Here is a 23,616-nt window from a genome sequence, read left to right on the forward strand (position 1 = left end):
GTGGGCCCTCTTCTGTGCCCTCTGATGGTCTAAACAGTGAGGTCAGACGGTTAATTCCGGTGGCAGAAATTGATCGTCGGTTGGCAGCATTCGCTGTCCGAACCTCGCGGTTGCGGGTTATCCCGCCGCGTTTCCACGACACCGGATGACGCGTGGGAACGGCACTTCTTCGAACAACACAGAAAAGGGCACCCGTTTCCGGGTGCCCTTTTCGTAGCTGCGTGCGTCAGTGGCTCTGGTGTACAGAGGTGTCGACGTGCGGGGCCACGGCAGTCGGCTGGATGTCGTTGACCCAGTCATGGTGTCCGATGTCCGCGTTGGCCGGACCGGCGAAGCCGAGGACACCAGCAATCAGGCCGGCGGCTGCGATGGTGGCTAATCCGAGATTCTTCATTTTGGTGCCTTCTTCGTTTTCTCTTGGTTCTCTCTTGCGAACCTTGTACTGGGGTAAACGCGGAGGTCAAGCGGATAATTCCGATGGCAGCAATTGATGGGCGGATGGCAGGAATCGCCCCCTATACCATTCACAGATGGCCAAACTCGAGTTGTCCCGCAACCTGTCGATGACACCGGACGAAGCCTGGGAGCACGCGTCCAATTTTTCGACCCTCGGCGATTGGCTCTCGATGCACCAGGGCTGGCGAGGCGAGCTGCCCGACGAACTGAAAGTCGGTACGACACTGGTCGGCGTCGCCGGGGTCAAGGGGATGCGCAACCGGGTCACCTGGACGGTGAAGGAACTCGACGCGCCAACGCTGTTGGCGATCACCGGTCAAGGTGTCGGCGGCACCAAATACGGGCTGAGGATGACCGTCGAGCCGACCAGTTCGGGGTGCGGCTTCACCGTGAGAATCGATCTCGGCGGTCGGCCGCTGTTCGGACCGATCGGTGCGACCGCCGCCCGGCTGGTCAAGGGCGACATCGAGCGTTCCATCGAGAAGTTCGAGGAGCTCTACAGCTGACGCCGCCGGCGGCTGGCGCGAAATTCCAATCCTGCACCGGCGCCGGTTCGCCAAGCTGGCGGACATGAGTGTCAAACCGATTCCGGAGGGCTACACCAGCCTGACCCCGTTCCTGTGCATTGACGGCGCTTCTGCCGCGATCGACTTCTATGTTTCGGTGTTCGGCGCCACGCTCGTCGACCGGATGGACGGTCCCGGCGAGACGGTCGCCCACGCCGAGCTGGATTTCGGCACCGGCCGACTGCAGCTGGCCGACCCGAACGACGCGTATCAGATCGCCGCGGCCGACCCGACGGCGCCCGCGACCCACTCGGTGGCGCTGTACTGCGAGGACACCGACGCCGTGGTGGCGCGTGCCCAGAAGGCAGGCGCGACGATCCGTGAACCGGCGCAGACCTTCGTCACGGGAGACCGCTTCGCGTCGATCCTCGACCCGTTCGGTCAGCGCTGGACCGTGATGACGCGCGTCGAGGACGTCGCGCCAGAAGAACGCGACCGGCGCATGGCCGAGTGGGCCACCCAGAACGTCTGACCCACCCGGCTATCGGATTACGTCCGCGCCTGCCCAAGCGTCACGTTGACGGTCTGAGGCGCGCCGGACGCGTCCATGTACGTCAGCGTCACGTTGTCTCCGGGTGCCTTCGAGCGCACCGCCGCGACCAGCGCATCGGCGCCGTCGATCGGCCGGTCGTCGACCTTGGTGATCACCACACCGCTCGGCAGGCCCGCAGCCGCTGCGGGGCCGTCGGCGACCACCTCGGCGACCGCAGCGCCGCGCGCGCCGGGATCCTGCGTCAGCTGCACACCCAACGACGCGTGTGTGACGTGGCCGTCGGAAACCAATTCGTCGGCGATGCGCTTGGCCTGATCCGATGGGATCGCGAAACCGAGGCCGATCGAGCCACTCTGCGCGCCTGCGGAGTCTGGGCCGCCCCCGCCGCCCATCGACGCGATCGCCGAGTTCACGCCGACGAGTTCGCCGTTCATGTTCACCAGCGCTCCGCCCGAGTTGCCCGGGTTGATGGCGGCATCGGTCTGTATCGCGTTCATCACCGAATGCTGACCGGTGCTGCCGTCGCCGGTGCTGACCGGCCGGTCCAGTGCGCTGATGATGCCGGTGGTCACGGTGCCATCGAGACCGAGCGGCGATCCGATGGCCACCACGTTCTGGCCGACCTTCAGGTCCTTCGAGGATCCCATCGTGATCGGCGTCAGGCCCGAAACACCTTCGGCCCGAACGACGGCGATGTCATCGGCCGGGTCGGTGCCGACAACGGTGAAGGGCACGGTCTTGCCGTCGGCGAAGGAGACGGTGGCCTCCGGATTCTGGCCGGACAATCCCTGCTCTCCCGGTGAAGGCTGATCGCCAAGCCCTGGCAGTCCCTGAAGACCTGGGAAACCCTGGTCGTCCTGCCCACCGAGAACGCTGGATGCCTGGTCGGCACCGGGACCGCTCAGCGCGGCGACGACGTGATTGTTCGTCAGGATGAGGCCGTCGGAGCTCAACACGATGCCCGATCCCTCTTCTTTGCCCTGTCCCATGCTGATCTGCAGCTTCACCACGCTGGGCAACACCTTCGCGGCCACCTGCTCGACCGAGCCGGACGGCGGTGCAGCGACGGGCTGGTTCGGGGTGGGCGCCGCTGCGGTGGCGGCGGTAGCGGCGCTGTTGGCGGCGGCCGGGTCGGAGTCGTTGACCAGCACCGCGGCACCGATACCTGCGGACACCACGGCGACTGCCGCCGCCCCGGCCACAACGGCACCGGTCCGAGAGCGCTTGCGCACCACGGGAATCGGCGCTGTCGGGGTCGAATCAGGCTGATGCACAGCGCCATAGGGGCCGTAAGCCGAGTCGGGCTGATGCGTTGTGTAGCGCGAGTCGTACGGCTGGCCGTACCCGCCCTGTGGCGGGATGCCCGGATACTGCCTGCCGACGGGTTGGCTTGGACTCGATGGACGGCCGGACCCGCGCAGCGAGTACCGCGATTGCTTTTTCATGGAGTGGCTCTTCCTTTGACTTTGAGAGCAAAGTGGTTAGGCACACTGTGCGCCGCCTCGCTGAGACCCGACTGAGAGAAAGATCTATACAGTCCAAGACTTTTGGGTTGTGGCGGCGATCACATTCGGGCAAACCGCGCGAACAAACCGGCACAACGAGCAAAAAGGGTGGTCCGATCGAGGAATTCACGAGGGGTTAGCCTGGCGGGATGTCCTGTGTGTTCTGCGCCATCGTGGCAGGAGATGCCCCCGCAATCCGGATCTACGAGGACGACGACTATTTGGCCATCCTCGACATCCGCCCGTTCACCCGCGGCCACACCCTCGTCATTCCCAAGCACCACTCCGTCGACCTGACCGACACCCCGGCGCAGACGTGCGCCGAAATGGTGCGCATCGGTCAGCGCATCGCCAAGGCGGCGCGCCAGTCCGGGCTGCACGCCGACGGCAACAACGTCGTCATCAACGACGGCAAGGCTGCGTTCCAGAGCGTGTTCCACATTCACCTGCACGTGGTGCCGCGGCAATCGGGCGACAAACTGTCGTTCGCGAAGGGCATGCTGCTGCGTCGCGACCCCGACCGCGAGGAGACCGGCGCCATCCTGCGGGATGCGTTGGCCGGCCTTGATGCCACGCAGGACGGTGCGTCGTGAACCTGGTTGAAAAGGTGTTCGGCGGCTACCTGCGCCTGCACGAAACCGTTTATCAGCGGACGAACGGGTGGATCGGCCATCGGATGATGCTGCTGCCCAGCCTGCTGTTGCACACCGTCGGCGCCAAGACAGCCAAGGCCCGCACGACGTCGCTGACCTACGCGCGGGACGGCGACGACTATCTGGTGGTCGCGTCCAACGGCGGCTCTCCGCGCTCGCCCGGCTGGTACCACAACTTAAGGGCAGAACCCAACGTTGAAATCAACGTCGGGCCAAGGCGTTTCGCGGTAACAGCACAGCCGGTGTTGCCCGGCGACCCGGACCGCGAACGGCTGTGGAAGATCGTCACGAAATACAACAAGGCATACAACGAGTATCAGAAGAAAACCACGCGGCCGATACCGATCGTCAGGCTGACACCGAAAGCCTGATCAGAAAAGCTCTTTCGCAAGCAGTTCCAGTGTCTTGACGCGTGCCGGTGCGGTCGCCGGGTCGGTACCGCGACGTGCCGACGCCACCGGGTGCACCATCACCTCGTCGACGTCGAATTCGTCGGCCAGCGCGCGCACCTGTTCGGCAGCCTCGGTCGGATCGCCGACGACGGCTCGGCGCAGTCCGCTGTCCACCACCGCCTGCTCCTGCGGCGTCAGCCGCCTCTGTTCGGCGTCCTCGACGAGGTCGACCGGCCCGAGCGGCTGGCCGGTCCGCAGCCGGGCCATCATCTGCAGGTTGGGCAACAGCAATGCCATTGCCTCGTCATGGGTTTCGGCAACCGCCGCGTTGACGGTGAGGAAGGTGACGGGCTCGCCGGTGAGATCGCTTGGCCGGAACTCCGACCGGTAGACGGCCAGCGCCTCCGCGGTGCCTTGCCCGGAGAAGTGGTGGGCGAACACGTATGGCAGCCCCTTGGCCGCGGCCAGATGCGCCGAATACATCGAGGAGCCGAGCAGCCACATCTTCGGCTCGGTGGTCGCGGAAGGCGTCGCCTTGAGGAGGTAGTCCTGCTGCGGGATGGTGACGCGCACCCCGTTGGCGCTCATCATCGCCACCACGTGGTCGAGATACTCCGGGAACTTGTCGATGTCGCTGTCATCCCGACCGGCGGCGTTGCGCAGCAGATACGACGTCAGCGGATCTGAGCCGGGCGCCCGGCCGATGCCGAGGTCGATCCGGCCGGGGTGCGCGGCCTCGAGCAGGGCGAACTGTTCGGCGACGGCCAACGGCGCGTGGTTGGGCAGCATCACACCGCCGGAGCCGAGGCGGATGTGCGAGGTGTGCGCGGCCAGGTGGGCGATCAGCACCGGCGGGCTTGTCGCAGCCACCGAGGGCATGTTGTGGTGTTCGGCCACCCAGTAGCGGGTGTATCCCAGCCGGTCAGCGGTCTGCGCAAGCTGGGTGGACGCGGTAAGCGCGTCGGACGTCGACTGGTCGGTGCGTACGGGTACGAGATCGAGAACGGAAAGCCGCATATGGGCGTCAACGCTGGACATCACGTCCGCGTTCCCGCGATTTCGGCGGCCTTGCCGAACACGTCGTCGAGCATCTGCGGGGTGAGCTTGCCGGTGAAGGTGTTCTGCTGGCTCGGGTGATACACCCCCATCAACGTGACCTCGCCGTGCGACGTCTCGAGCACAGCCGTCGCCCCGTGCCCGAACTTCGGCACCGGACGGCCCACCGAGCCACCGGCCGCCCGGACCATGTCAAGGGCGGCCCGCCACGCGAACCCACCCAGCGCAATCACGACCCGGACGTCGGCACCGACGAGCCGCCACTCGGCGTCCAGCCACGGCGCGCACGTCGCGCGCTCGGCAGGGGTCGGCGCGTTCGCAGGCGGCGCGCACCGCACTGCCGCCACGATCCGAGTGTCGTTGAGCGCCAACCCGTCCGCGGCGTCGACGCACAGCGACTGGTTGGCCAGCCCGGCCCGGTGCAGTGCCGCGAACAGAAAGTCACCCGACCGGTCGCCGGTGAACACCCGCCCCGTCCGGTTGGCGCCGTGCGCGGCGGGCGCCAGACCGACGACCATCACCCGTGGTCGTGACGCACCCCAGCCCGGCGCGGGCCGACCCCAGTAAGGCTCACCCGCATATGACTTCCGCTTCTGAACCGCGACCCGCTCACGCCATTCGACCAGCCGCGGGCAGGCCCGGCACACCGCCACCTCCGCGTCGAGTTGATCGACGGACTCCGCCGCCTCGGCCATGGCGGTCACCTGCGCGGCGCTGTCGGCGACCGCGGTCGCACGCGTCGCAGGATCACCCGGCCAACCGGCGCCCGCGGGCACCGGCGAGTCGAACCGCTTGCCGGTGCGGGGATGAGCTAGCTTCACCGCTCCACTGTGCCTGCGGGACAAAATTGCTCACCGACCGGGCCGGGCCGCTGTTAGATTCCTCGAGATAACCCATGATGAACGGCAAGCGCGGACCGCTGTACACCATCCTGTTCGCCGCGCTGCTGGCCGGTGCGGGCAACGGCATCACGATCGTCGCGTTCCCCTGGCTGGTGCTGCAACGCAACGGATCTGCCCTCGACGCGTCGATCGTCGCGATGGCGGGAACCATTCCCCTGCTGGTGGCGACCCTCATCGCAGGGGCGGCGGTGGATTACCTGGGGCGCAAGCGCGTTTCGATGATCTCCGACGCGCTGTCAGCCCTTTCGGTGGCGGCCGTTCCTGTTCTTGCGCTGACCCTCGGTGTGCACGTCGTCAACGTGGCCGTGCTTGCCGGCCTCGCTGCGCTCGGCGCGCTGTTCGATCCCGCGGGTATGACGGCGCGCGAAACGATGCTGCCAGAGGCCGCTCAGCGCGCCGGCTGGACGCTTGACCACGCCAACAGCGTGTATGAGGCAGTGTTCAACCTGTCCTACATCGTCGGACCCGGTGTGGGCGGCCTGTTGATCGCGACGCTCGGCGGGGTGAACACCATGTGGGTGACCGCCGCCGCCTTCGTGCTGTCGATCCTCGCCATCTCGACGCTGCGGCTCGAAGGCGCGGGCACGCCGAACCGCAACGCGCTGCCCGAGGGCGTATGGGCCGGCGTCGTCGAAGGGCTTCGGTTCGTCTGGACCAACAAGGTGCTGCGCACGCTGGCGATCGTCGACCTCGCCGCGACCGGACTTTACATGCCGATGGAGTCAGTCCTCTTTCCCAAATATTTCACCGACCGCAACGAACCGGCACACCTGGGCTGGGTGCTGATGGCGCTGAGCCTCGGCGGCCTCGTCGGTGCGCTGAGTTATGCAGTGATGTCGAAGTATTCGCGTCGACGCACCGTCATGTTGATCGCCGTGCTGACGCTCGGCGTTGCGATGACGATCATCGCGTTCCTGCCGCCGCTTCCGCTGATCCTGGTGCTGTGCGCGATCGTCGGCTTCGTCTACGGCCCGATCGCGCCCATCTACAACTACGTCATGCAGACCCGCGCGCCGCAGCACCTGCGCGGTCGGGTCGTCGGCGTGATGGGGTCGCTCGCCTACGCCGCAGGACCGCTCGGCCTGGTGGTGGCGGGCCCGCTCGCCGATGCCGCCGGGCTGCACGCGACGTTCCTGGCGTTAGCGCTGCCCATGCTGCTGCTGGGCCTCGTCGCGGTGTTTTTGCCTGCACTTCGCGAACTGGACCGCGATCCTCCAGCGATTTCGGCGCGCTAACCGACGCTGAGCGCACGCCGGCGCGCCGAAATCACTCGGCTCGTTACACCAGTGCGTCGGCTGGGTACCCGTGTGACGCAAACCACAAATCGAACACTGAGGTTCACTCGTGTACCAGCAAATTCTCGATCCGGTTGCCCATTCCCTCGCATGGAGTTCGCTGGTCGCGGCGATCCCCCTGCTACTGCTTTTCGTGCTGCTCGGCGTATTGAGAGTGACCGCGTGGGTGGCGTCGCTGATATCCCTGGCCGTCGCCATCGGCGTGGCGGTGCTCGTGTACGGAATGCCGGTCGGCCAGACGCTGCTCGCGGGCACAGAAGGCGCCGCGTTCGGCTTCTTCCCGATCCTGTGGATCGTCATCAACGCGATCTGGGTCTATCAGCAGACGGTCGAGACGGGGCATTTCGACGTGCTGCGCCGCTCGTTCAGTCGTGTCAGCGACGACCAGCGCGTCCAGGCCGTTTTGATCGCGTTCTCGTTCGGCGCGCTGCTCGAGGCGCTGGCCGGCTTCGGCACACCGGTCGCGGTGACCTCGGTGATGTTGATGGCGCTCGGCTTCAAGCCGATGAAGGCCGCCGTGCTGGCGCTCGTCGCCAACACCGCGCCCGTGGCCTTCGGCGCGATGGCCACCCCGATCCTCACGCTGGCCAAGGTGACCGAACTGCCCGCCGACACCCTCGGCGCGATGGTGGGTCGACAGACGCCGATCCTGGCGGTGTTCGTCCCCCTTGTCCTTGTCGCGATCGTCGACGGCTGGCGGGGCATCCGCGAAACATGGCCCGCGGCCGTCGTGTGTGGCCTCGTCTTCGGGATCGCGCAGTACGCCACGTCCAACTTCATCTCGGTGCCGCTGGCCGACGTGGTCGCCGCCCTGCTGTCGGCCGCCGCAGTGGTCGCGCTGGTGCGGGTCTGGCGTCCGAGCCGGTCGTACACCGAGCCCGCGGTCGTCGCGGGCGGTGCGGCCGACGAGCCGACGGCCGAGTTCGCCGACCGCGTCGCGCATCCCGACTCGCGCGCCGACGTCGTCAAGGCCTACGCGCCCTACGCGATCATCATCGCCGTGTTCGTCATCTGCCAGATCACCGCCGTCAAAAAGCTGCTCGACAAGGCGACTGTGAAGTTCCAATGGCCGGGCCTCGACATCGTCAGCCCCAAGGGAAAGCCGGTGACGCTCACCGAGTTCACCCTGAACCTGCTCACCACGCCGGGAACCCAGATGCTGATCGCGGGCGTACTGACAGCGATCGTGCTCAAGCTGTCGGCATCGCAGGCGGTGAAGGCGTACGGAACCACACTGCACCAGTTGCGCTGGGCGATCCTCACGGTGATGGCGGTGCTGGCGCTGGCGTTCGTGATGAACCTGTCCGGCCAGACGATCACCCTTGGCACCTGGATGTCAGCGGCCGGCGGAGCCTTCGCCCTGCTGTCGCCGATCCTGGGTTGGCTCGGCGTCGCGGTCACCGGATCCGATACGTCAGCCAACTCGCTGTTCGGCGCGCTGCAGGTCACCGCCGCCAACCAGGCCGGGCTGTCCGACGTCTTGATGGCGGCATCCAACAGCTCCGGCGGTGTGCTCGGCAAGATGGTCTCGCCGCAGAACCTCGCCATCGCCGCCGCCGCGGTCGGCATGAACGGCAAGGAAGGCGACATCTTCCGTCGAGTCGTGGTGTGGAGCCTGCTGTTCCTGCTGCTGATGTGCATTCTGTCCGGGTTGCAGGCCTCGCCGGTGCTGTCGTGGATGGTTCCGTCGTGATCACTCGTAGCATCGGAGGAGTGAGCACCCTCGACGGCCTGATCGCCGACCTACCCGACGGCATGGTCGTCACCGACCCGGCCATCACCGACGGCTACCGGCAGGACCGTGCGCTCGACCCGGCAGCAGGTAAGCCGCTGGCAGTGGTGCGACCGTTGACCACCGAGCATGTGCAGACCATCATGCGGTGGGCCAGCGCCCACCGGGTGCCCGTCGTGCCGCGGGGTGCGGGCAGCGGGCTGTCCGGCGGGGCCACCGCCATCGACGAAGGCATCGTGCTGTCGACGGAGAAGATGCGCGACATCACCGTCGACCCCGTCACCCGCACCGCGGTCTGCCAGCCCGGGCTGTTCAACGCCGAGGTGAAAAAGGCTGTCGCACAACATAATCTGTGGTACCCGCCGGACCCGTCGTCCTTCGAGATCTGTAGCATCGGCGGCAACATCGCCACCAATGCGGGCGGGTTGTGCTGCGTCAAGTACGGCGTCACCACCGACTACGTGATGGGTCTGCAAATCGTGCTGGCCGACGGTACCGCGGTGCGGGTCGGCGGACCGAGACTGAAAGACGTCGCAGGGCTGAGCCTTACCAAGTTGTTCGTCGGCAGCGAGGGGACGCTCGGCATCGTCACCGAGATCACGCTGCGGCTGCTGCCCAAACAGCACCGATCCAGCACCGTGGTGGCCAACTTCGCCACGGTCGAGGCGGCCACCGAAGCGGTGCTCGGGGTGGCCTGTCAGATGAGGCCGTCGATGCTGGAGTTCATGGACGCCGTGGCCATCAACGCCGTCGAGGACAAGCTGAAGATGGGCCTTGACCGCGATGCTGCCGCGATGCTGCTCGCCGCCTCCGACGAACGCGGCCGGTCGGCGGCCGAAGACGCCGAGATGATCGCGGGCGTGTTCGCCGAGAAGGGCGCGACCGACGTGTTCTCCACCGACGACCCCGACGAGGGCGAGGCGTTTGTCGCCGCCCGCCGCTTCGCGATCCCCGCCGTCGAGGCCAAGGGCACGCTGCTGCTCGAGGATGTCGGCGTCCCGCTGCCGCGGATCGGCGACCTCGTCGGTGGCGTGGCGCGCATCGCCGCCGACCGCGACGTGATGATCTCGCTGATCGCCCACGCCGGCGACGGCAACACCCATCCGCTGATCGTGTACGACCCCTCCGACGCAGCGATGGCTGAGCGGGCTGACCGCGCGTTCGGCGAGATCATGGACCTGGCGATCGGGCTCGGCGGCACCATCACCGGCGAACACGGCGTCGGCAGGCTCAAAAGGCCCTGGTTGGCGAACCAGATCGGACCGGAGGCGATGGAGCTCAACCGCCGCATCAAAGCTGCGCTCGACCCCGAGAACATTCTGAATCCCGGCGCCGCCATTTGATGTCAATCCGCTGTGCCCTGTTGACAGGGCACATGGTTGTGTCGTACGCATAAGACATGACCGCCGCTCTGTCTCACCGCATGCCCGCCCGGTTTCAGCTCGCGACGGCCGACACCTGGCCCAACCCGTGGCCGATGTACCAGGCGCTTCGCGATAAGGATCCGGTGCACCACGTCGTCCCCGAGGAGAAGCCGGGCCACGACTACTGGGTGCTGTCCCGGCATGCCGACGTCTGGGCCGCCGCCCGCGACCACGAGACGTTCTCGTCGGCGCAGGGCCTGACCGTCAACTACGGCGAGCTGGAAATGATCGGCCTTGCCGACAACCCGCCGTTCGTCATGCAGGACCCGCCGACGCACACCGAATTCCGCAAGCTGGTGTCCCGCGGGTTCACCCCCCGGCAGGTGGAGGCCGTCGAGCCTGCCGTGAAGCAGTTCGTCGTCGAGCGGCTCGAGCGGCTGCGCGCCGCCGGTGGCGGTGACATCGTCGCCGAACTGTTCAAGCCGCTGCCGTCCATGGTCGTCGCGCATTATCTCGGCGTGCCAGAGGAGGACCGGCAGCAGTTCGACGGCTGGACCGAGGCGATCGTCGCCGCGAATTCGGAATCCACCGGCTTTTCCGAGGCGGCGGAGTCCGCGGGTGAGGCGGTGGCGTCGATGATGGCGTATTTCACCCAGTTGATCGAGCGGCGCCGCCGCGAGCCCGAGGACGATACGGTGTCGCATCTCGTTGCGGCGGGGGTCGGCGCCGACGGTGACATGGCGGGAATGCTGTCAATCCTGGCCTTCGCGTTCACGATGGTCACCGGCGGCAACGACACCACGACCGGCATGCTCGGCGGTGCGGTGCAGCTGCTGCACCATCGGCCGGATCAGCGCAGGCTGCTGATCAACAATCCCGATCTGATGTCCGACGCGGTCGATGAGCTGCTGCGGCTCACCTCACCCGTGCAGGGGCTGGCCCGCACCACCACCCGCGACGTCCGGATCGGCAACACGACGATCCCCGCGGGGCGCAAGGCGCTGTTGCTCTACGGCTCGGCGAACCGGGACGAGCGCGAATACGGTGCCGATGCAGGCGAACTCGAGGTGCGCAGGCGTCCGCGCAACATCATGACGTTCAGCCACGGCGCGCACTTCTGCCTCGGCGCGGCCGCGGCCCGTATGCAATCACGCATCGCACTCACCGAACTGCTGACCCGCTGCCCGGAGTTCGAGGTCGACGTGGCCGGGGTGGTCTGGGCGGGCGGCAGTTATGTCCGCAGGCCATTGTCGGTTCCGTTCACGGTGAGCGCGTAATGGCGGGCAACGACTGGTTGGGTGACCGCCGCACCGAGGTGGCCGCCGACCGCATACTGGACGCGACTGACGCGTTGTTTGCGCAACAGGACGCCGCGACCGTGGGAATGCACGAAATCGCCAAGGCCGCAGGATGTTCGCGCGCGACCCTGTACCGGTACTTCGAGAACCGGGAAGCGCTGTACACCGCCTACGTACACCGCGAAAGCTATCGGCTCTTCCACCAGATGTCCGAACAGCTCACCGGTGTCGACGAGCCGCGCGAGCGGCTCACCGAAGGCATGGTGTCGTCGCTGCGCAATGTCCGCGAAAGTCCCGCGCTGTCATCGTGGTTCGTCACCGCGCAGCGACCGATCGGCGCGGAGATCGCCGAGCAGTCACAGGTGATCAAGGCGCTCACCGAGGCGTTCCTGATCTCGATGGCGCCCGATGATCCCGAGGTTGTCGAGCGCAAGGCGCGCTGGCTCGTGCGGGTGATGACGTCGCTGCTGGTGTTCCCCGGGCATGACGAGGCCGACGAGCGGGCGATGATCGAGCAGTTCGTCGTCCCGATGGTGGTGCCGACGACCCAAGATGCGACGGGTTAGCCGCTACTGGCGCGACATCGCGATGTTGAGCTTGTCCTCCGCGGTGACCAGGTGATCGTGGCTGTCTTCCTCGATGGAGAGGCGAACCCAGTCGATCGTGCCGGTGAACTTGTTGCCCGCAGGACCGTAGTCCGTCGACGCCGGTGAGCCCGTGTCCGATCCGACATCGCAGGCTTCGTCGGCCGAGAAGGCCATCGGCTCAGTGCGTTCCACCCGTCCCATGCCGACGGTCTTGCCGTCGCAGAAGAGCGTGACGTCCCCGCCCATCGCCAGCCCGCCGCCGTCGTAGTTGAACTCCATCCGCAGTTCGTGTTTTCCCGCCGGCATCGGTTCGTCGGCCACGACGATGAAGTACTCGATACCGAAGAAGTTGTAGCAGTACTTGAATCGGCCTTCGTGGACGTAGAGCGACCACCCACCGACACTGCCGCCCTGGGTGACGATCACCCCCGCGACACCGGACTCCGGCACCGTGACCTGGGCGGTGACCGAGTGCGACTTGTTCTTCATGTTGAGGATGCAGTTCTCGCTCACCCGCATTCCGGAGAACAGCAACTGGCTGTTGCCGCTGATCAAATGGGGCCGTCCGGCGATGTCGGGGTTGATGCGCTCGAACGACCGGTCGTCGAGCGGGACAACGTTGTACTTCACCGCCTCGATGAGCCAAAGCCGTTGCAGATCAGCAAGTTTCTTGGGCTCTTCGGCCGCGAGGTTGTGCGCCTGCGTCCAGTCGTCTGGCCCGTACAGCTCCCAGACGTCGTCTTCGAGGGAGGGCTGGTCACTCAGCCATGGCGTGCGGTGCTTGGTGACAGCGGTCCAGCCCTTGTGGTAGATCCCACGGTTTCCCATGATCTCGAAGTACTGCACGTCGTGTGACTCGGCGGCGGCGCCGTCACGCAAGGTTTCGAGCATGCTGACCCCTTCCAACGGAGCCTGCTGGATGCCGTTCACGAACAGCGGTGCGGGCACACCGGTCGCCTCTAGAATCGTCGGAGCGACATCGATGACGTGATGAAACTGATTGCGGGTCGCGCCCTTGTCGGCAAACCCGTTGGGCCAGTGCACGATCGTGCCGTTGCGGGTGCCGCCCCAGTGTGACGCGATCTGCTTGGTCCACTGATACGGACTGCACAACGCGTGTGCCCAGCCCACCGCATAGTGGTTGTAGGCCTCAGGTGTTCCGAAGTCGTCGATCTTCGACAACAGAAACTCCGTGGTCTCGATGCCGCTCATCCCGTTGAGGGTGCACATCTCGTTGAAGCAGCCGTTCGGTGTGCCCTCGGCCGACGCGCCGTTGTCGCCGATGATGTAGTAGACCAGCGTGTCGTCGAGCACCCCGAGATCGTCGATAGCGTCGATGACCCGACCGACCTCGTAATCGGTCTGCTCGAGGAAGCCCGCGTAGATCTCCATCTGCCTGGCCAACACCGGCTTGAGCTCATCGGCCATGTCGTCCCACGCCGGGATCTCGGCGTGGCGCTTGGTCAACTCGGCGTCCTGCGGTATGACGCCCAGCTCCTTCTGCTTGGCGAAGATCTGCTCCCGCAGAGCATCCCAGCCGGCGTCGAACTTGCCGCGATACTTGTCGATCCACTCCTTGGGGACGTGGTGTGGCGCGTGGGTGGCACCCGGTGCGTAATACATGAAGAACGGCTTGTCGGGCGAAAGCGCCTTCTGCTGGCGCACCCACGTGATGGCCCGGTCGGCCAGGTCCTCGTTGAGGGTGTAGCCCTCTTCCGGCGACTTCTCCGGTTCGACCGGGGTGGTGCCCTCGAAGAGGCCGGGGTAATACTGGTTGGCCTCGCCGCCGATGAAGCCGTAGAAGTATTCGAAGCCCGAACCGGTGGGCCACTGGTGGAATGGCCCGACGGGCGATACCTCCCAGACCGGCACCTCGTGGCACTTGCCGAACTGAGCCGTCGAGTACCCGTTCAGCTTCAACGTCTCCGCGATCGGCGCCTTGTTCTTCGGCCTGATGGTGCTGTTGCCTGGCGCCGACGTCGCCATCTCGGTGATCGCGCCCATGCCGACCGAGTGGTGGTTGCGGCCCGTCAACATCGCCTGGCGGGTGGGAGAGCACAGCGCTGTGGTGTGAAAGCGGTTCAGCTTCAGCCCGTTGGCGGCCAACCGATCGGCGGTCGGGGTGGCACACGGGCCGCCGAAGGCCGTCGACGCTCCGAATCCGACGTCGTCGATCAAAACGATCAGCACGTTGGGCGCACCATCCGGGGGCCGCAAGGTCGTGATCGGCGGGTACTTGGTGTCAGGATCCGTGGCCGCGTACGTCGTCAGACCGACATGCGCAGGGTCGGGAATCGGTAGGATATCGCGTCGGACCTCCCCCGCCCCCGTGTTCGGCTGACCATTGTTCTGCGCTGACTTGCTGGGCATGGCGGTCCTCTCGGCCTTCTCTCGAGCCACACTTCTTGGGCCCGAGATGACACAGCCTATGGATGCGTATCGGCCACCGTGGTGTTTCGACACGCGCACGCCTGCACCGGCGCCGAGACTGCGGGCAGTGCGTGATCTCACCGCCAGCGGCGATTTCGCCGCAGTTTCGGCGGCGCCCCCTACGCGGATCGCACGCGGGTGAAGCGGTGCAGCAGCCACGCCAGCGGCACCGTCACGACGAACGTGGCCAGGAACAGGGCGGGCATCGAGCCGGTGTAGATCGGGAAGTGCAGGAGCTCCACCATCACGATCTCCATCGTCAGCAGATGGATCAGGAAGATCTCGTAGGAGATCTCGCCGAGGAAGACCATGGGGCGGCTGGCCAGCAGCCGTGCGTACCAACCGCGATCACCCAGCGCCACCGGCGCGACCATCAGCGTCGCGATCACGGCGTAGAAGACCGCCTTCCATATCGCCGGCGCCAAGGCATAGGGGGACGTCGTCGGCTCGCCCGCAATCGGTGTCGAGGCGATGAAGTAGCTCACCACCGCGACCGGTAACACCGCGAATGCGTAACAGCGCACGCCCATCACCGCCAACACCGCCAGCAGCATTCCGCCGACGAACCAGATCAGATAGGTCGGTAGCCATAGGCGCGCCCCGTCGGGCAACCCGTCGACGGTGTGGACGAAGATCAGCCAGCCCGGCGTCACCGCCGTCAAGACCAACAGGCCGCCGAGCAACAGCAGAGGACGCCACCGGCGCCTGCACAAAACCGCCAGCAACAGCCAGGCCAACAGCGGCAGCACGACGTAGAACGCAGCCTCCACAGCCAGGCTCCACATTTGAGTCAGGCCCTGGTGCAGATAGGAGTACATGTACTGATCGGTGTAGATCTGGGTCAGGCTGAGGTTGCGGAGGAAGCCCATCCAGGTATGGCCGGGGTTCGGTCCGGCGTAGCGAAAGTGGTAGACCGCGTACGCCGCCACCACGGTCACCGCGTACGCGGGCATGATCCGCCGCACCCGGTGCCAGGCGTAGCGGCGCACCGATGGCCAATCGCGCCCTGCCGCAGCCGCTTTCACCCACGGCTGGAAGAGCAGGAACCCCGAAAGCACGAAGAAGATCGGCACCCCGATCTCCATGCGGGCATAAACGAGTCCCACATAGCCATGGGTGTACTTGCCGGTGGTGTAAGCGGCATGGGTCGCCAGCACCAGCAACGCCGCCACCGCGCGAATCCCGGTGAGCGACGCCACCCGTTCGGGTGCCGCGACGGACTCGAGTCCGCCTTGAGCCTCAGAGCCTGCAACGCCCCGCGACACGGTCATTTGGATTTGCGGTGCGGCTTCTTCGGCCCGCGATCGGGTTGCAGGTCGATCAACTGACCTTGAATCCGGGTCTTGGCAAGGGCTTTCAGCGTCTCCTTGGACAAGTTCGCAGGCAATTCGACCAGTGAATACTCGGGCCGAATGGAGATGTGTCCGAAATCGCTGCGATGCAGGCCACCCTCGTTGGCGATCGCGCCGACGATGGCACCGGGCATGACCTTGTGCCGCTTGCCGACCGCGATGCGGTAGGTGGCGAGGTCGCTGCGTACCTCGCGCCGGTTGCGATGCGGCCCGTCCTCGCGCTGCCCGCGGTCGGGCCGCTCGCGGCGCTTCTCCGGCGGCGGTTCCGTCATCAGGAACTCTTCCCCGTCGCGGCTCTGAAGCGCCAGGGCCGCCGCGATGTCGGCCATCGGCACGTCGTGGTCGCGTTCGTATCCCTCGATCAGCCTGCGGTACAGGTCGATTCCCGGGGATTGCAGCGCTGTGGTGATGGAATCGCGGAACTTCGCCACCCGTTGGGCGTTGACGTCGTCGACCGAAGGCAACTCGGATTCGACCAACTTCTGCCGGGTGACGCGCTCGATCGATTTCAGCAGGTGGCGTTCACGGGGCGTGACGAACAACAGTGCGGTGCCCGACCTGCCTGCCCGGCCGGTCCGCCCGATCCGGTGCACGTAGGACTCGGGGTCGTGCGGAATGTCGTAGTTCAGCACGTGTGAGATTCGCTCGACGTCCAATCCGCGCGCGGCGACGTCCGTCGCGATCAGAATGTCGATGGTGCCGTCCTTCAGCGCCGCGATGGTGCGCTCGCGCACCGCCTGCGGGATGTCACCGTTGATGGCCGCGGCCGCGAACCCCCGCGCCTTGAGTTTCTCGGCGACTTCCTCGGTGGCCTGTTTGGTGCGGACGAACACGATCATCGCGTCACCCTGCTCGACCTCGAGCAGGCGGGTCAGCGCGTCCATCTTCCGTGGGCCGTGAACCTCGATGTAGCGCTGTGTGATGTTCTCCGCCGTCTGCGTCTTCGACTTGACGGTCACCTCGACCGGGTCATGCAGGTACTTGCTGGTGATCTTGCGGATGGCCGGCGGCATGGTCGCCGAGAACAGGGCGACCTGCTTGTATTCGGGGGTGTCGGAGAGGATGCGTTCGACGTCCTCGGCGAACCCCATCTGGAGCATCTCGTCGGCCTCGTCGAGCACCAGATAGTCGAGGTGCGTGAGGTCGAGGCTGCCCTTCTCGAGGTGATCGATGACCCGGCCCGGGGTGCCGACGACGACCTGTGCGCCACGTTTGAGCCCGCCGAGCTGAGGTCCGTAGGCGGCGCCACCGTAGATCGGCAACACGTTCACCGACAGGTGCGCACCGTAGCGGCTGAATGCCTCGGCGACCTGCAGCGCGAGTTCGCGGGTAGGCGCCAACACCAGCGCCTGGGTGATGCGGCTCGACGTGTCGATCTTCGACAGGATCGGGATGGCGAACGCGGCCGTCTTGCCCGTTCCGGTCTGCGCGAGGCCAACCACGTCGGAGCCCGCCATCATGGGCGGGATGGTCGCCGCCTGGATCGCCGACGGCGTCTCATAGCCGACGTCGGCCACCGCCTGCAGCACCGCGGGGTGAATCTGCAGGTCGGCAAATGTGGGTTGCGCAAGGGGCGCGTCGGTATCGGGCGGCGTCATCGGGGTGCCAGTCTAGTGGCCTGCGTCGTTTCGACCCGCCGCGCCGCCTGCCGGATCGGCGCACGGGATGCCGGTACGGTGCGCAACTGTGAAATGGGGTCAGGGGCCGCGCGGCATGCGGCATCTGGTCGCGACCGCCGCAGCGGTGTTCGTCGCGCTGCTGGCCGGTTGCGGCGCAGGCGACTCGACGGTCTCCAAGACACCGGACGCCAGCACCTCCACCGCCGCCCCTGCGCCCGCGACCGCGCTGCCTGCACCGTCGCGCACAAGCGCCGCACCAAGCACGGCTGCCGATCCGTGCGCGGTCAACCTGGCAGCACCCGAGATCGCCAAGACCGTTTCCGAGCTGCCCCGCGATCCACGCAGCGGGCAGGCCTGGAGTCCCGAGCCGATGGCAGGCACCTACAACGAATGCGCCCAGCTGTCGGCGGTCATCATCAGGGCCAACACCAACGCCGAGAACCCCAACACCCGCGCAGTGCTCTTTCACCTCGGCAAGTTCATCCCGACCGGGGTGCCCGACACATACGGCTTCAACGGCATCGACCAGTCGGCCAGCACGGGTGACACCGTCGCGCTTGTTTACTCCAACGGCACCCCGGGGCTGGAGAGCGTGGTGAAGTTCCGCTGGAACGGCGCGGGGGTCGAACTGATCGGCAACACGCCCGGCTGACCTTCCGGCGCGAAACCGTGTCGGGCTACGGGCCTACAGTTGGGCACGTGTTCGTCGCCGACGATCGGGTGATCTACAGCGCCTCCGACCTTGCAGCCGCGGCCCGCTGCGAGTACGCGCTGCTGCGCTCGTTCGACGCCCGGCTCGGCTGGGGGCCACCCGTGGCAGCCGACGACGAATTGCTTGCCCGCACGGCCGAACTCGGCGGCGAGCACGAGCAGCGCCACCTGGACGCGCTACGGTCGACGGTGGACGACACGGTGGCGGTCATCGGTCGGCCCCACTACACCGTCGCGGGACTCACCGCCGCGGCCGAGGCCACCCTGAGGGCGGTTGAACGACGGGCGCCGGTGATCTACCAGGCGGCCATGTTCGACGGCCGGTTCGCCGGTTTCGCGGACTTCCTGGTGCTCTCGGACACCCCCGATGGCGAGCGCTACCGCCTGCGGGACACCAAGCTTGCGCGGTCGGTCAAGGTCGAGGCGCTCCTTCAGCTCGCCGCGTACGCCGACACGCTGGCCAGGGCAGGAGTGCCGGTCGCCGCCGAGGTCGAACTGGTGCTCGGCGACGGCGCCACCGCCGGCTACCGGGTCGACGAGCTGCTGCCGGTGTACGGTCCGCGCCGCACCGCCCTGCAGCGCCTGCTCGACGATCACCTGGCCCGTGGTGAGCCGGTCACCTGGGAGGACGAGACCGTGCGGGCGTGCTTCCGCTGTCCGGAGTGCACGATCCAGGTCCGCGAACACGACGACCTGCTGTTGGTGGCCGGTATGCGTGCCACCCAGCGCGCCCGGTTGATCGACGCGGGCATCACCACGATCAGCGGTCTCGCGCGCCACAACGGCGAGGTCGGTGAACTGTCCGCGCGTGCCGTCGCGGCACTGACCGCACAGGCTCGACTGCAACTGGCGCCGCGGGTCGACGGCAAGCCGCCCTATGAGATCGCCGACCCGCAGCCGTTGATGGTGCTCCCCGAGCCGGACAAGGGCGATCTGTTCTTCGACTTCGAGGGCGATCCGCTGTGGACGGCCGACGGCCGGGCGTGGGGATTGGAATATTTGTTCGGCGTGCTCGACACGGCCGACGAATTTCGGCCGCTGTGGGCGCACGACCGCGCGGGCGAACGCCGGGCATTGCGTGACTTTCTGAAGATGGTGCGCGCCCGTCGCAAGCGCTATCCACACATGCACATCTACCACTACGCACCCTACGAGAAAACGGCTCTACTGCGGCTCGCCGGCCGCTACGGGGTGGGCGAGGACGAGGTGGACGACCTGCTTCGCAACGGCGTCCTTGTCGACCTGTATCCCTTGGTGCGCAAGAGCATCCGGGTGGGCACCGAGAACTACAGCCTGAAGTCGCTCGAGCCGCTCTACATGGGCGGGCAGCTCCGCACGGGCGACGTGACGACGGCGACCGACTCCATCACCCAGTATGCGAAATACTGCGATCTACGGGCCGCAGGCCGCGACGACGACGCCGCGGTCGTGCTCAAGGAGATCGAGGAGTACAACCGGTACGACTGCACGTCGACGCGCAAGCTGCGGGACTGGCTGATCTGCCGCGCCATCGACTGCGAGGTGCCGCCCATCGGGGCCCAGCCCGTCAAGGACGGCGCAACCATCGCAGACGACGACCAGTTGGCCCGCAAGCTGGCCAAGTTCGTCGGCGACGACCCGGCCGCTCGCACACCGAAACAGACTGCGGTGGCCATGATCTCGGCGGCCCGCGGGTACCACCGTCGCGAGGACAAGCCGTTCTGGTGGGGCCATTTCGACCGGCTGAACAATCCGGTCGACGAATGGGCCGACAACACCGACGTCTTCATCGCCGAGCGGGCCGAGGTCGACACCGACTGGCGTACGCCGCCAAAGGCGCGCAAGCCGCAACGGCGGGTACGCCTTCACGGAGCCATCGCGGCAGGCGACCTCAACAAGTCGATGTACGCGCTCTACGAACCACCCTCCCCCACCGGCCTCACCGACGACACCGAGCGAAGGGCGTTCGGCACGGTCACCGTCGTCGACTGCGACGACCCTGCCGCACCGACCGAGGTGACCGTCATCGAACGAGAACCCAAGGACGGCGGGCTGTTTGATCAGCTGCCGTTCGCGCTGACGCCCGGCCCGCCGATTTCCACCGGTCCGTTGCGCGACTCCATCGACGCGACAGCCGCCGATATCGCAGCGGGCCTGCCCGACCTGCCGCCGAGCGCGGTCGTCGACATCCTGCTGCGACACCCGCCGCGGACCCGCAGCGCCGGGCCGCTCCCCCGTTATCCCGAGGTCGCCGAGTCGATCACCGCAGCGCTCCTCGACCTGGATTCCTCCTATCTGGCCGTACACGGCCCGCCCGGTACGGGCAAGACCTTCACCGCCGCGGCGGTCATCACTCGCCTCGTCACCGAAAACCATTGGCGCATCGGCGTGGTCGCGCAATCGCACGCGGTCGTCGAGAACCTGTTCCGCGACGTGGTCGGCTCAGGAGTCGACGCATCGCTGGTGGCCAAGAAGAAGCACGGCGCCGAGCCGAGCTGGCAGGAGATCGACGAGAAGGAGTACCCGGGCTTCATCGCCGACCACGACGGCTGCGTCGTCGGCGGCACCGCATGGGACTTCGCCAACGCAGGCCGGGTGCCGCGCGGCAGCCTCGACCTGCTCGTCGTCGAAGAGGCCGGACAGTACAGCCTGGCGAATACCATCGCGGTGGCTTCGGCCGCGAAAAGCCTTCTGCTGCTTGGCGATCCGCAGCAGTTGCCGCAGGTCAGCCAGGGCACACACCCGGAACCTGTCGACACCTCAGCGCTGGGCTGGCTGATCGACGGCAGGCACACGCTTCCCGCCGAGCTCGGATATTTCCTCGACCTCTCCTACCGCATGCACCCCGAAGTGTGCGCAGCGGTGTCGCGGCTGTCCTACGACGACCGCCTGCACTCGGTCGACGAGGTGACCGGCGCGCGCACGCTCGCCGGACACCCGCCGGGAGTGCGGGTACTGACCGTCGACCACGACGGCAACTCGACCGACAGCCCCGAGGAGGCCGACGCCATCGTGGCCGAGATCGAACGGCTGATCGGCGCCGCATGGACCGACGAATGCGGGCCACGGCCGCTGGCGCAGTCCGACGTGCTGGTCGTCTCCCCCTACAACGCGCAGGTGGTGTTGCTGCGTGACCGTCTCGACGCGGCAGGACTCGGCGCGGTACGCGCGGGCACGGTCGACAAGTTCCAAGGCCAGCAGGCGCCCGTGGTGTTCGTGTCGATGACGGCCTCGTCCATCGACGACGTGCCGCGCGGAATCGCTTTCCTGCTCAACCGCAATCGGCTCAACGTCGCGGTCAGCCGGGCGAAGTACCTGAGCGTCATCGTGCGCTCACCGCTGCTCACCGAATACCTGCCGAGCACGCCGGACGGCCTGATCGAACTGGGTGCATTCTTGTCGCTGCCCTCGTGTGATAGACCCACGGGGTGACCGAAACACTGACCGACCGGCTCGCCGCGATCGTCGGCGCCGCGCACGTCAGCGCCGATCCGGACGTGCTCGAGGGCCGCAGCGTCGACCACACCGGCCGCTACCGCGGGCACGCCAGCGTTCTCGTCCGACCGGGCTCCGCCGAGGACGTCGCCGCGGTGCTGCGGGCCTGCCGTGACGCAGGCAGGCACGTCACCGTGCAGGGCGGACGAACCTCGTTGGTGGCGGGCACCGTCCCCGAACACGACGACGTGCTGCTGTCCACCGAGCGGCTGACCGATATCGGTGAGGTCGACGTCGTGGAACGACGCATCCGAGTGGGCGCGGGCGCGACGCTGGCCGATGTGCAGAAGGCGGCGACCAAGGCGGGTCTGGTGTTCGGCGTTGACATCGCCGCGCGCGATTCCGCCACCGTCGGCGGCATGGCGTCGACGAACGCGGGCGGACTGCGCACCGTGCGCTACGGCAACATGGGCGAGCAGGTGATCGGGCTCGACGTGGTGTTGCCCGACGGATCGATCGTGGCGCGGCACAGCCAAGTTCGGCAGGACAACACCGGATACGACCTGGCGTCGCTGTTCGTCGGCGCCGAGGGCACGCTCGGCGTCATCACCGGTTTGGACCTGAGACTGCACCCGGTACCGACGAACCGGGTGACCGCGGTGTGCGGGTTCGACGATCTCGACGATCTGGTCGAGGCGGGTCGCGAGTTCCGCGATATGGACGGCATCGCGGCGCTGGAGTTGATGGATGCCAGGGCCAGCGCACTGACCGCCGAACACCTCGGCGTGCCCGCGCCTGTGCAGGGTGCCTGGCAGCTGCTCATCGAACTAGCGGCCGACACCGACCAGACCGAGCAGCTGGCCGACGCGCTGGAACACGCGCGGTTGACCGGCGAGCCCGCGGTCGGCGTCGACGTCAACTCACAGCAGCGGCTGTGGCAGGTTCGCGAGTCGGTCGCCGAAGTCCTCGGCATCTACGGCCCGCCGCTGAAATTCGATGTGTCGCTGCCGTTGTCGGCGATCGCGCCGTTCGCGCGCCAATCCGGCGAGCTCGTCGCCGAACACGCTCCGGACGCCATCCCGGTGCTGTTCGGCCACATCGGTGAGGGCAATTTGCACCTCAACGTTCTGCGCTGCGCGCTCGATGGAGTGCGTGAGGCCGCACTGTATTCGGCGATGATGGCGTTGATCGCCAGGTGCGGTGGCAATGTCAGCTCCGAACACGGCGTCGGCAGCCGCAAACGCGACTACGTCGGCATGTCGCGCACGGATGCCGACATCGCCGCGATGCGGACGGTCAAGACAGCGTTCGACCCTTCGGGATTTCTCAACGCCGCCGTGCTGTTCGATTAGTCGCCGGGCCGGGAGTGCCGCCCGCGGCTCGACGAGTCGCGGGGTTCGGCACGCGAATGCCTGCCGTTGGACCGAGGCTCTTCGTCCAGCTGGTGGCGCGAGGACGACTCGAAGCCGGCCTCGTCCGGGCTCTCGTAATGGGCGTGGCTGCCGAAGTCCAACGGATAGTCGGGGCTGAGGATGTCGGGCTTCGGCGGCTCGGCGTGCGACGGCTCCTCCTCGCGCGCCTCAAAGCTGGTGAGTGGTTGGTACCGCTGCTCTTCGTCGACATGGAAACCGTTGTGGGCGAAGCCGATCGGCTCCACCGACGGCTTCGGCGATGGCACATCGGCGAGGAAGTCGAGCAGGCTGCCCACGGGCTCCCGCCGATACACATCTTCCGCTGCCGCCGACGGATTCGCTGCACGTTACGGTCGTCCCCGTCCTACCCACCCATCCA

General features: G+C 66.9%; 20 protein-coding genes. 12 read left to right on the forward strand and 8 right to left on the reverse strand.

The features are described from left to right. Nucleotides 1-226: 226 nt before the first annotated feature. Complete coding sequence (locus D6M19_RS34390) at nucleotides 227-394, reverse strand: hypothetical protein (protein ID WP_164478727.1); 168 nt, start codon at nucleotides 392-394, stop codon at nucleotides 227-229. A gap of 136 nt (nucleotides 395-530) precedes the next feature. Between D6M19_RS34390 and D6M19_RS27890 the strand changes: the two genes are divergently transcribed. Both D6M19_RS27890 and D6M19_RS27895 read left to right on the forward strand, forming a co-directional pair. Beyond that, nucleotides 531-962 carry a type II toxin-antitoxin system Rv0910 family toxin gene (locus D6M19_RS27890; RefSeq protein ID WP_123028524.1) on the forward strand — a complete coding sequence of 144 codons (432 nt, stop codon included), beginning with the start codon at nucleotides 531-533 and terminating at the stop codon, nucleotides 960-962. A gap of 64 nt (nucleotides 963-1,026) precedes the next feature. Next, nucleotides 1,027-1,494 carry a VOC family protein gene (locus tag D6M19_RS27895; protein ID WP_123028525.1) on the forward strand — a complete coding sequence of 156 codons (468 nt, stop codon included), beginning with the start codon at nucleotides 1,027-1,029 and terminating at the stop codon, nucleotides 1,492-1,494. Nucleotides 1,495-1,511: 17 nt separating this feature from the next. Here D6M19_RS27895 and D6M19_RS27900 read toward each other — a convergent pair whose 3' ends face one another. Next, nucleotides 1,512-2,960: a S1C family serine protease gene (locus tag D6M19_RS27900; protein WP_123028526.1), complete on the reverse strand. Its 1,449-nt coding sequence runs from the start codon at nucleotides 2,958-2,960 to the stop codon at nucleotides 1,512-1,514. A 209-nt stretch (nucleotides 2,961-3,169) separates the two neighbouring features. On the opposite strand from D6M19_RS27900, the gene D6M19_RS27905 reads away from it, so the two are divergent. Together D6M19_RS27905 and D6M19_RS27910 are read left to right on the forward strand one after the other, a co-directional pair. Then, a complete protein-coding gene (locus D6M19_RS27905) occupies nucleotides 3,170-3,613 on the forward strand; it encodes an HIT family protein (RefSeq protein WP_123028527.1) in 444 nt (147 codons plus the stop codon). Further along, the gene (locus D6M19_RS27910) at nucleotides 3,610-4,044 is read left to right on the forward strand and encodes a nitroreductase family deazaflavin-dependent oxidoreductase (protein WP_123028528.1); all 435 of its coding nucleotides are present in this window, start codon (nucleotides 3,610-3,612) and stop codon (nucleotides 4,042-4,044) included. Before D6M19_RS27905 ends, D6M19_RS27910 begins: the two co-directional genes overlap by 4 nt. Here D6M19_RS27910 and D6M19_RS27915 read toward each other — a convergent pair whose 3' ends face one another. Both D6M19_RS27915 and D6M19_RS27920 read right to left on the reverse strand, forming a co-directional pair. After that, nucleotides 4,045-5,082 carry an LLM class flavin-dependent oxidoreductase gene (locus D6M19_RS27915; protein WP_123028548.1) on the reverse strand — a complete coding sequence of 346 codons (1,038 nt, stop codon included), beginning with the start codon at nucleotides 5,080-5,082 and terminating at the stop codon, nucleotides 4,045-4,047. A 20-nt stretch (nucleotides 5,083-5,102) separates the two neighbouring features. Continuing rightward, entirely contained in the window at nucleotides 5,103-5,942 is an 840-nt protein-coding gene (locus tag D6M19_RS27920; protein ID WP_123028529.1) for a uracil-DNA glycosylase, read from the reverse strand. 74 nt (nucleotides 5,943-6,016) lie between these two features. Here D6M19_RS27920 and D6M19_RS27925 point away from each other — a divergent pair, with 74 nt between their 5' ends. From D6M19_RS27925 to D6M19_RS27945, 5 genes are all read left to right on the forward strand, one after another. Then, nucleotides 6,017-7,258, forward strand: a complete 1,242-nt coding sequence (locus D6M19_RS27925; RefSeq protein ID WP_123028530.1) for a multidrug efflux MFS transporter Tap — start codon at nucleotides 6,017-6,019, stop codon at nucleotides 7,256-7,258. Nucleotides 7,259-7,367: 109 nt separating this feature from the next. Next, on the forward strand, nucleotides 7,368-9,011 hold the full coding sequence (locus D6M19_RS27930; protein WP_123028531.1) for an L-lactate permease: 1,644 nt from the start codon (nucleotides 7,368-7,370) through the stop codon (nucleotides 9,009-9,011). Between the two features lie 62 nt (nucleotides 9,012-9,073). Then, nucleotides 9,074-10,393, forward strand: a complete 1,320-nt coding sequence (locus D6M19_RS27935) for an FAD-binding oxidoreductase (protein ID WP_123028549.1) — start codon at nucleotides 9,074-9,076, stop codon at nucleotides 10,391-10,393. A 56-nt stretch (nucleotides 10,394-10,449) separates the two neighbouring features. After that, nucleotides 10,450-11,691 (forward strand): cytochrome P450, encoded by a 1,242-nt coding sequence (locus tag D6M19_RS27940; protein WP_123028532.1) that lies wholly within the window; start codon nucleotides 10,450-10,452, stop codon nucleotides 11,689-11,691. Then, nucleotides 11,691-12,278, forward strand: coding sequence for a TetR/AcrR family transcriptional regulator (locus D6M19_RS27945; protein WP_123028533.1), 588 nt, complete (start codon nucleotides 11,691-11,693; stop codon nucleotides 12,276-12,278). Before D6M19_RS27940 ends, D6M19_RS27945 begins: the two co-directional genes overlap by 1 nt. A 3-nt stretch (nucleotides 12,279-12,281) precedes the next feature. On the opposite strand, the gene D6M19_RS27950 is transcribed toward D6M19_RS27945, so the two are convergent. From D6M19_RS27950 to D6M19_RS27960, 3 genes are all read right to left on the reverse strand, one after another. After that, the gene (locus tag D6M19_RS27950; RefSeq protein WP_123028534.1) at nucleotides 12,282-14,669 is read right to left on the reverse strand and encodes an arylsulfatase; all 2,388 of its coding nucleotides are present in this window, start codon (nucleotides 14,667-14,669) and stop codon (nucleotides 12,282-12,284) included. 179 nt (nucleotides 14,670-14,848) lie between these two features. Beyond that, the gene (locus D6M19_RS27955; RefSeq protein WP_123028535.1) at nucleotides 14,849-16,000 is read right to left on the reverse strand and encodes an acyltransferase family protein; all 1,152 of its coding nucleotides are present in this window, start codon (nucleotides 15,998-16,000) and stop codon (nucleotides 14,849-14,851) included. Continuing rightward, nucleotides 15,997-17,679 carry a DEAD/DEAH box helicase gene (locus D6M19_RS27960; RefSeq protein ID WP_123028536.1) on the reverse strand — a complete coding sequence of 561 codons (1,683 nt, stop codon included), beginning with the start codon at nucleotides 17,677-17,679 and terminating at the stop codon, nucleotides 15,997-15,999. Before D6M19_RS27960 ends, D6M19_RS27955 begins: the two co-directional genes overlap by 4 nt. Nucleotides 17,680-17,794: 115 nt before the next feature. On the opposite strand from D6M19_RS27960, the gene D6M19_RS27965 reads away from it, so the two are divergent. The 3 genes from D6M19_RS27965 to D6M19_RS27975 are packed head-to-tail and all read left to right on the forward strand — an operon-like array spanning nucleotide 17,795 to nucleotide 23,177. After that, nucleotides 17,795-18,352 (forward strand): LppP/LprE family lipoprotein, encoded by a 558-nt coding sequence (locus tag D6M19_RS27965; protein WP_123028550.1) that lies wholly within the window; start codon nucleotides 17,795-17,797, stop codon nucleotides 18,350-18,352. A gap of 47 nt (nucleotides 18,353-18,399) precedes the next feature. Further along, nucleotides 18,400-21,822, forward strand: coding sequence for a TM0106 family RecB-like putative nuclease (locus D6M19_RS27970; protein WP_123028537.1), 3,423 nt, complete (start codon nucleotides 18,400-18,402; stop codon nucleotides 21,820-21,822). After that, on the forward strand, nucleotides 21,819-23,177 hold the full coding sequence (locus D6M19_RS27975; protein WP_123028538.1) for an FAD-binding oxidoreductase: 1,359 nt from the start codon (nucleotides 21,819-21,821) through the stop codon (nucleotides 23,175-23,177). Before D6M19_RS27970 ends, D6M19_RS27975 begins: the two co-directional genes overlap by 4 nt. Here the strand turns inward: D6M19_RS27975 and D6M19_RS27980 are convergent. Further along, complete coding sequence (locus tag D6M19_RS27980) at nucleotides 23,174-23,533, reverse strand: hypothetical protein (RefSeq protein ID WP_123028539.1); 360 nt, start codon at nucleotides 23,531-23,533, stop codon at nucleotides 23,174-23,176. The genes D6M19_RS27975 and D6M19_RS27980 overlap by 4 nt on opposite strands. Nucleotides 23,534-23,616 lie beyond the last annotated feature (83 nt).

This window comes from Mycolicibacterium stellerae, assembly GCF_003719305.1.
Taxonomy (GTDB): domain Bacteria; phylum Actinomycetota; class Actinomycetes; order Mycobacteriales; family Mycobacteriaceae; genus Mycobacterium; species Mycobacterium stellerae.

Bases quoted from the DNA above. Each gene is read 5' to 3' on its own strand.
- D6M19_RS27940 (WP_123028532.1), top strand. From the start codon at position 10,450: ATGACCGCCGCTCTGTCTCACCGCATGCCCGCCCGGTTTCAGCTCGCG.
- D6M19_RS27960 (WP_123028536.1), bottom strand. From the start codon at position 17,679: ATGACGCCGCCCGATACCGACGCGCCCCTTGCGCAACCCACATTTGCC.
- D6M19_RS27935 (WP_123028549.1), top strand. From the start codon at position 9,074: ATGGTCGTCACCGACCCGGCCATCACCGACGGCTACCGGCAGGACCGT.
- D6M19_RS27965 (WP_123028550.1), top strand. From the start codon at position 17,795: ATGCGGCATCTGGTCGCGACCGCCGCAGCGGTGTTCGTCGCGCTGCTG.
- D6M19_RS27925 (WP_123028530.1), top strand. From the start codon at position 6,017: ATGATGAACGGCAAGCGCGGACCGCTGTACACCATCCTGTTCGCCGCG.
- D6M19_RS27895 (WP_123028525.1), top strand. From the start codon at position 1,027: ATGAGTGTCAAACCGATTCCGGAGGGCTACACCAGCCTGACCCCGTTC.
- D6M19_RS27950 (WP_123028534.1), bottom strand. From the start codon at position 14,669: ATGCCCAGCAAGTCAGCGCAGAACAATGGTCAGCCGAACACGGGGGCG.
- D6M19_RS27915 (WP_123028548.1), bottom strand. From the start codon at position 5,082: ATGCGGCTTTCCGTTCTCGATCTCGTACCCGTACGCACCGACCAGTCG.
- D6M19_RS27900 (WP_123028526.1), bottom strand. From the start codon at position 2,960: ATGAAAAAGCAATCGCGGTACTCGCTGCGCGGGTCCGGCCGTCCATCG.
- D6M19_RS27905 (WP_123028527.1), top strand. From the start codon at position 3,170: ATGTCCTGTGTGTTCTGCGCCATCGTGGCAGGAGATGCCCCCGCAATC.
- D6M19_RS34390 (WP_164478727.1), bottom strand. From the start codon at position 394: ATGAAGAATCTCGGATTAGCCACCATCGCAGCCGCCGGCCTGATTGCT.
- D6M19_RS27955 (WP_123028535.1), bottom strand. From the start codon at position 16,000: ATGACCGTGTCGCGGGGCGTTGCAGGCTCTGAGGCTCAAGGCGGACTC.
- D6M19_RS27945 (WP_123028533.1), top strand. From the start codon at position 11,691: ATGGCGGGCAACGACTGGTTGGGTGACCGCCGCACCGAGGTGGCCGCC.
- D6M19_RS27890 (WP_123028524.1), top strand. From the start codon at position 531: ATGGCCAAACTCGAGTTGTCCCGCAACCTGTCGATGACACCGGACGAA.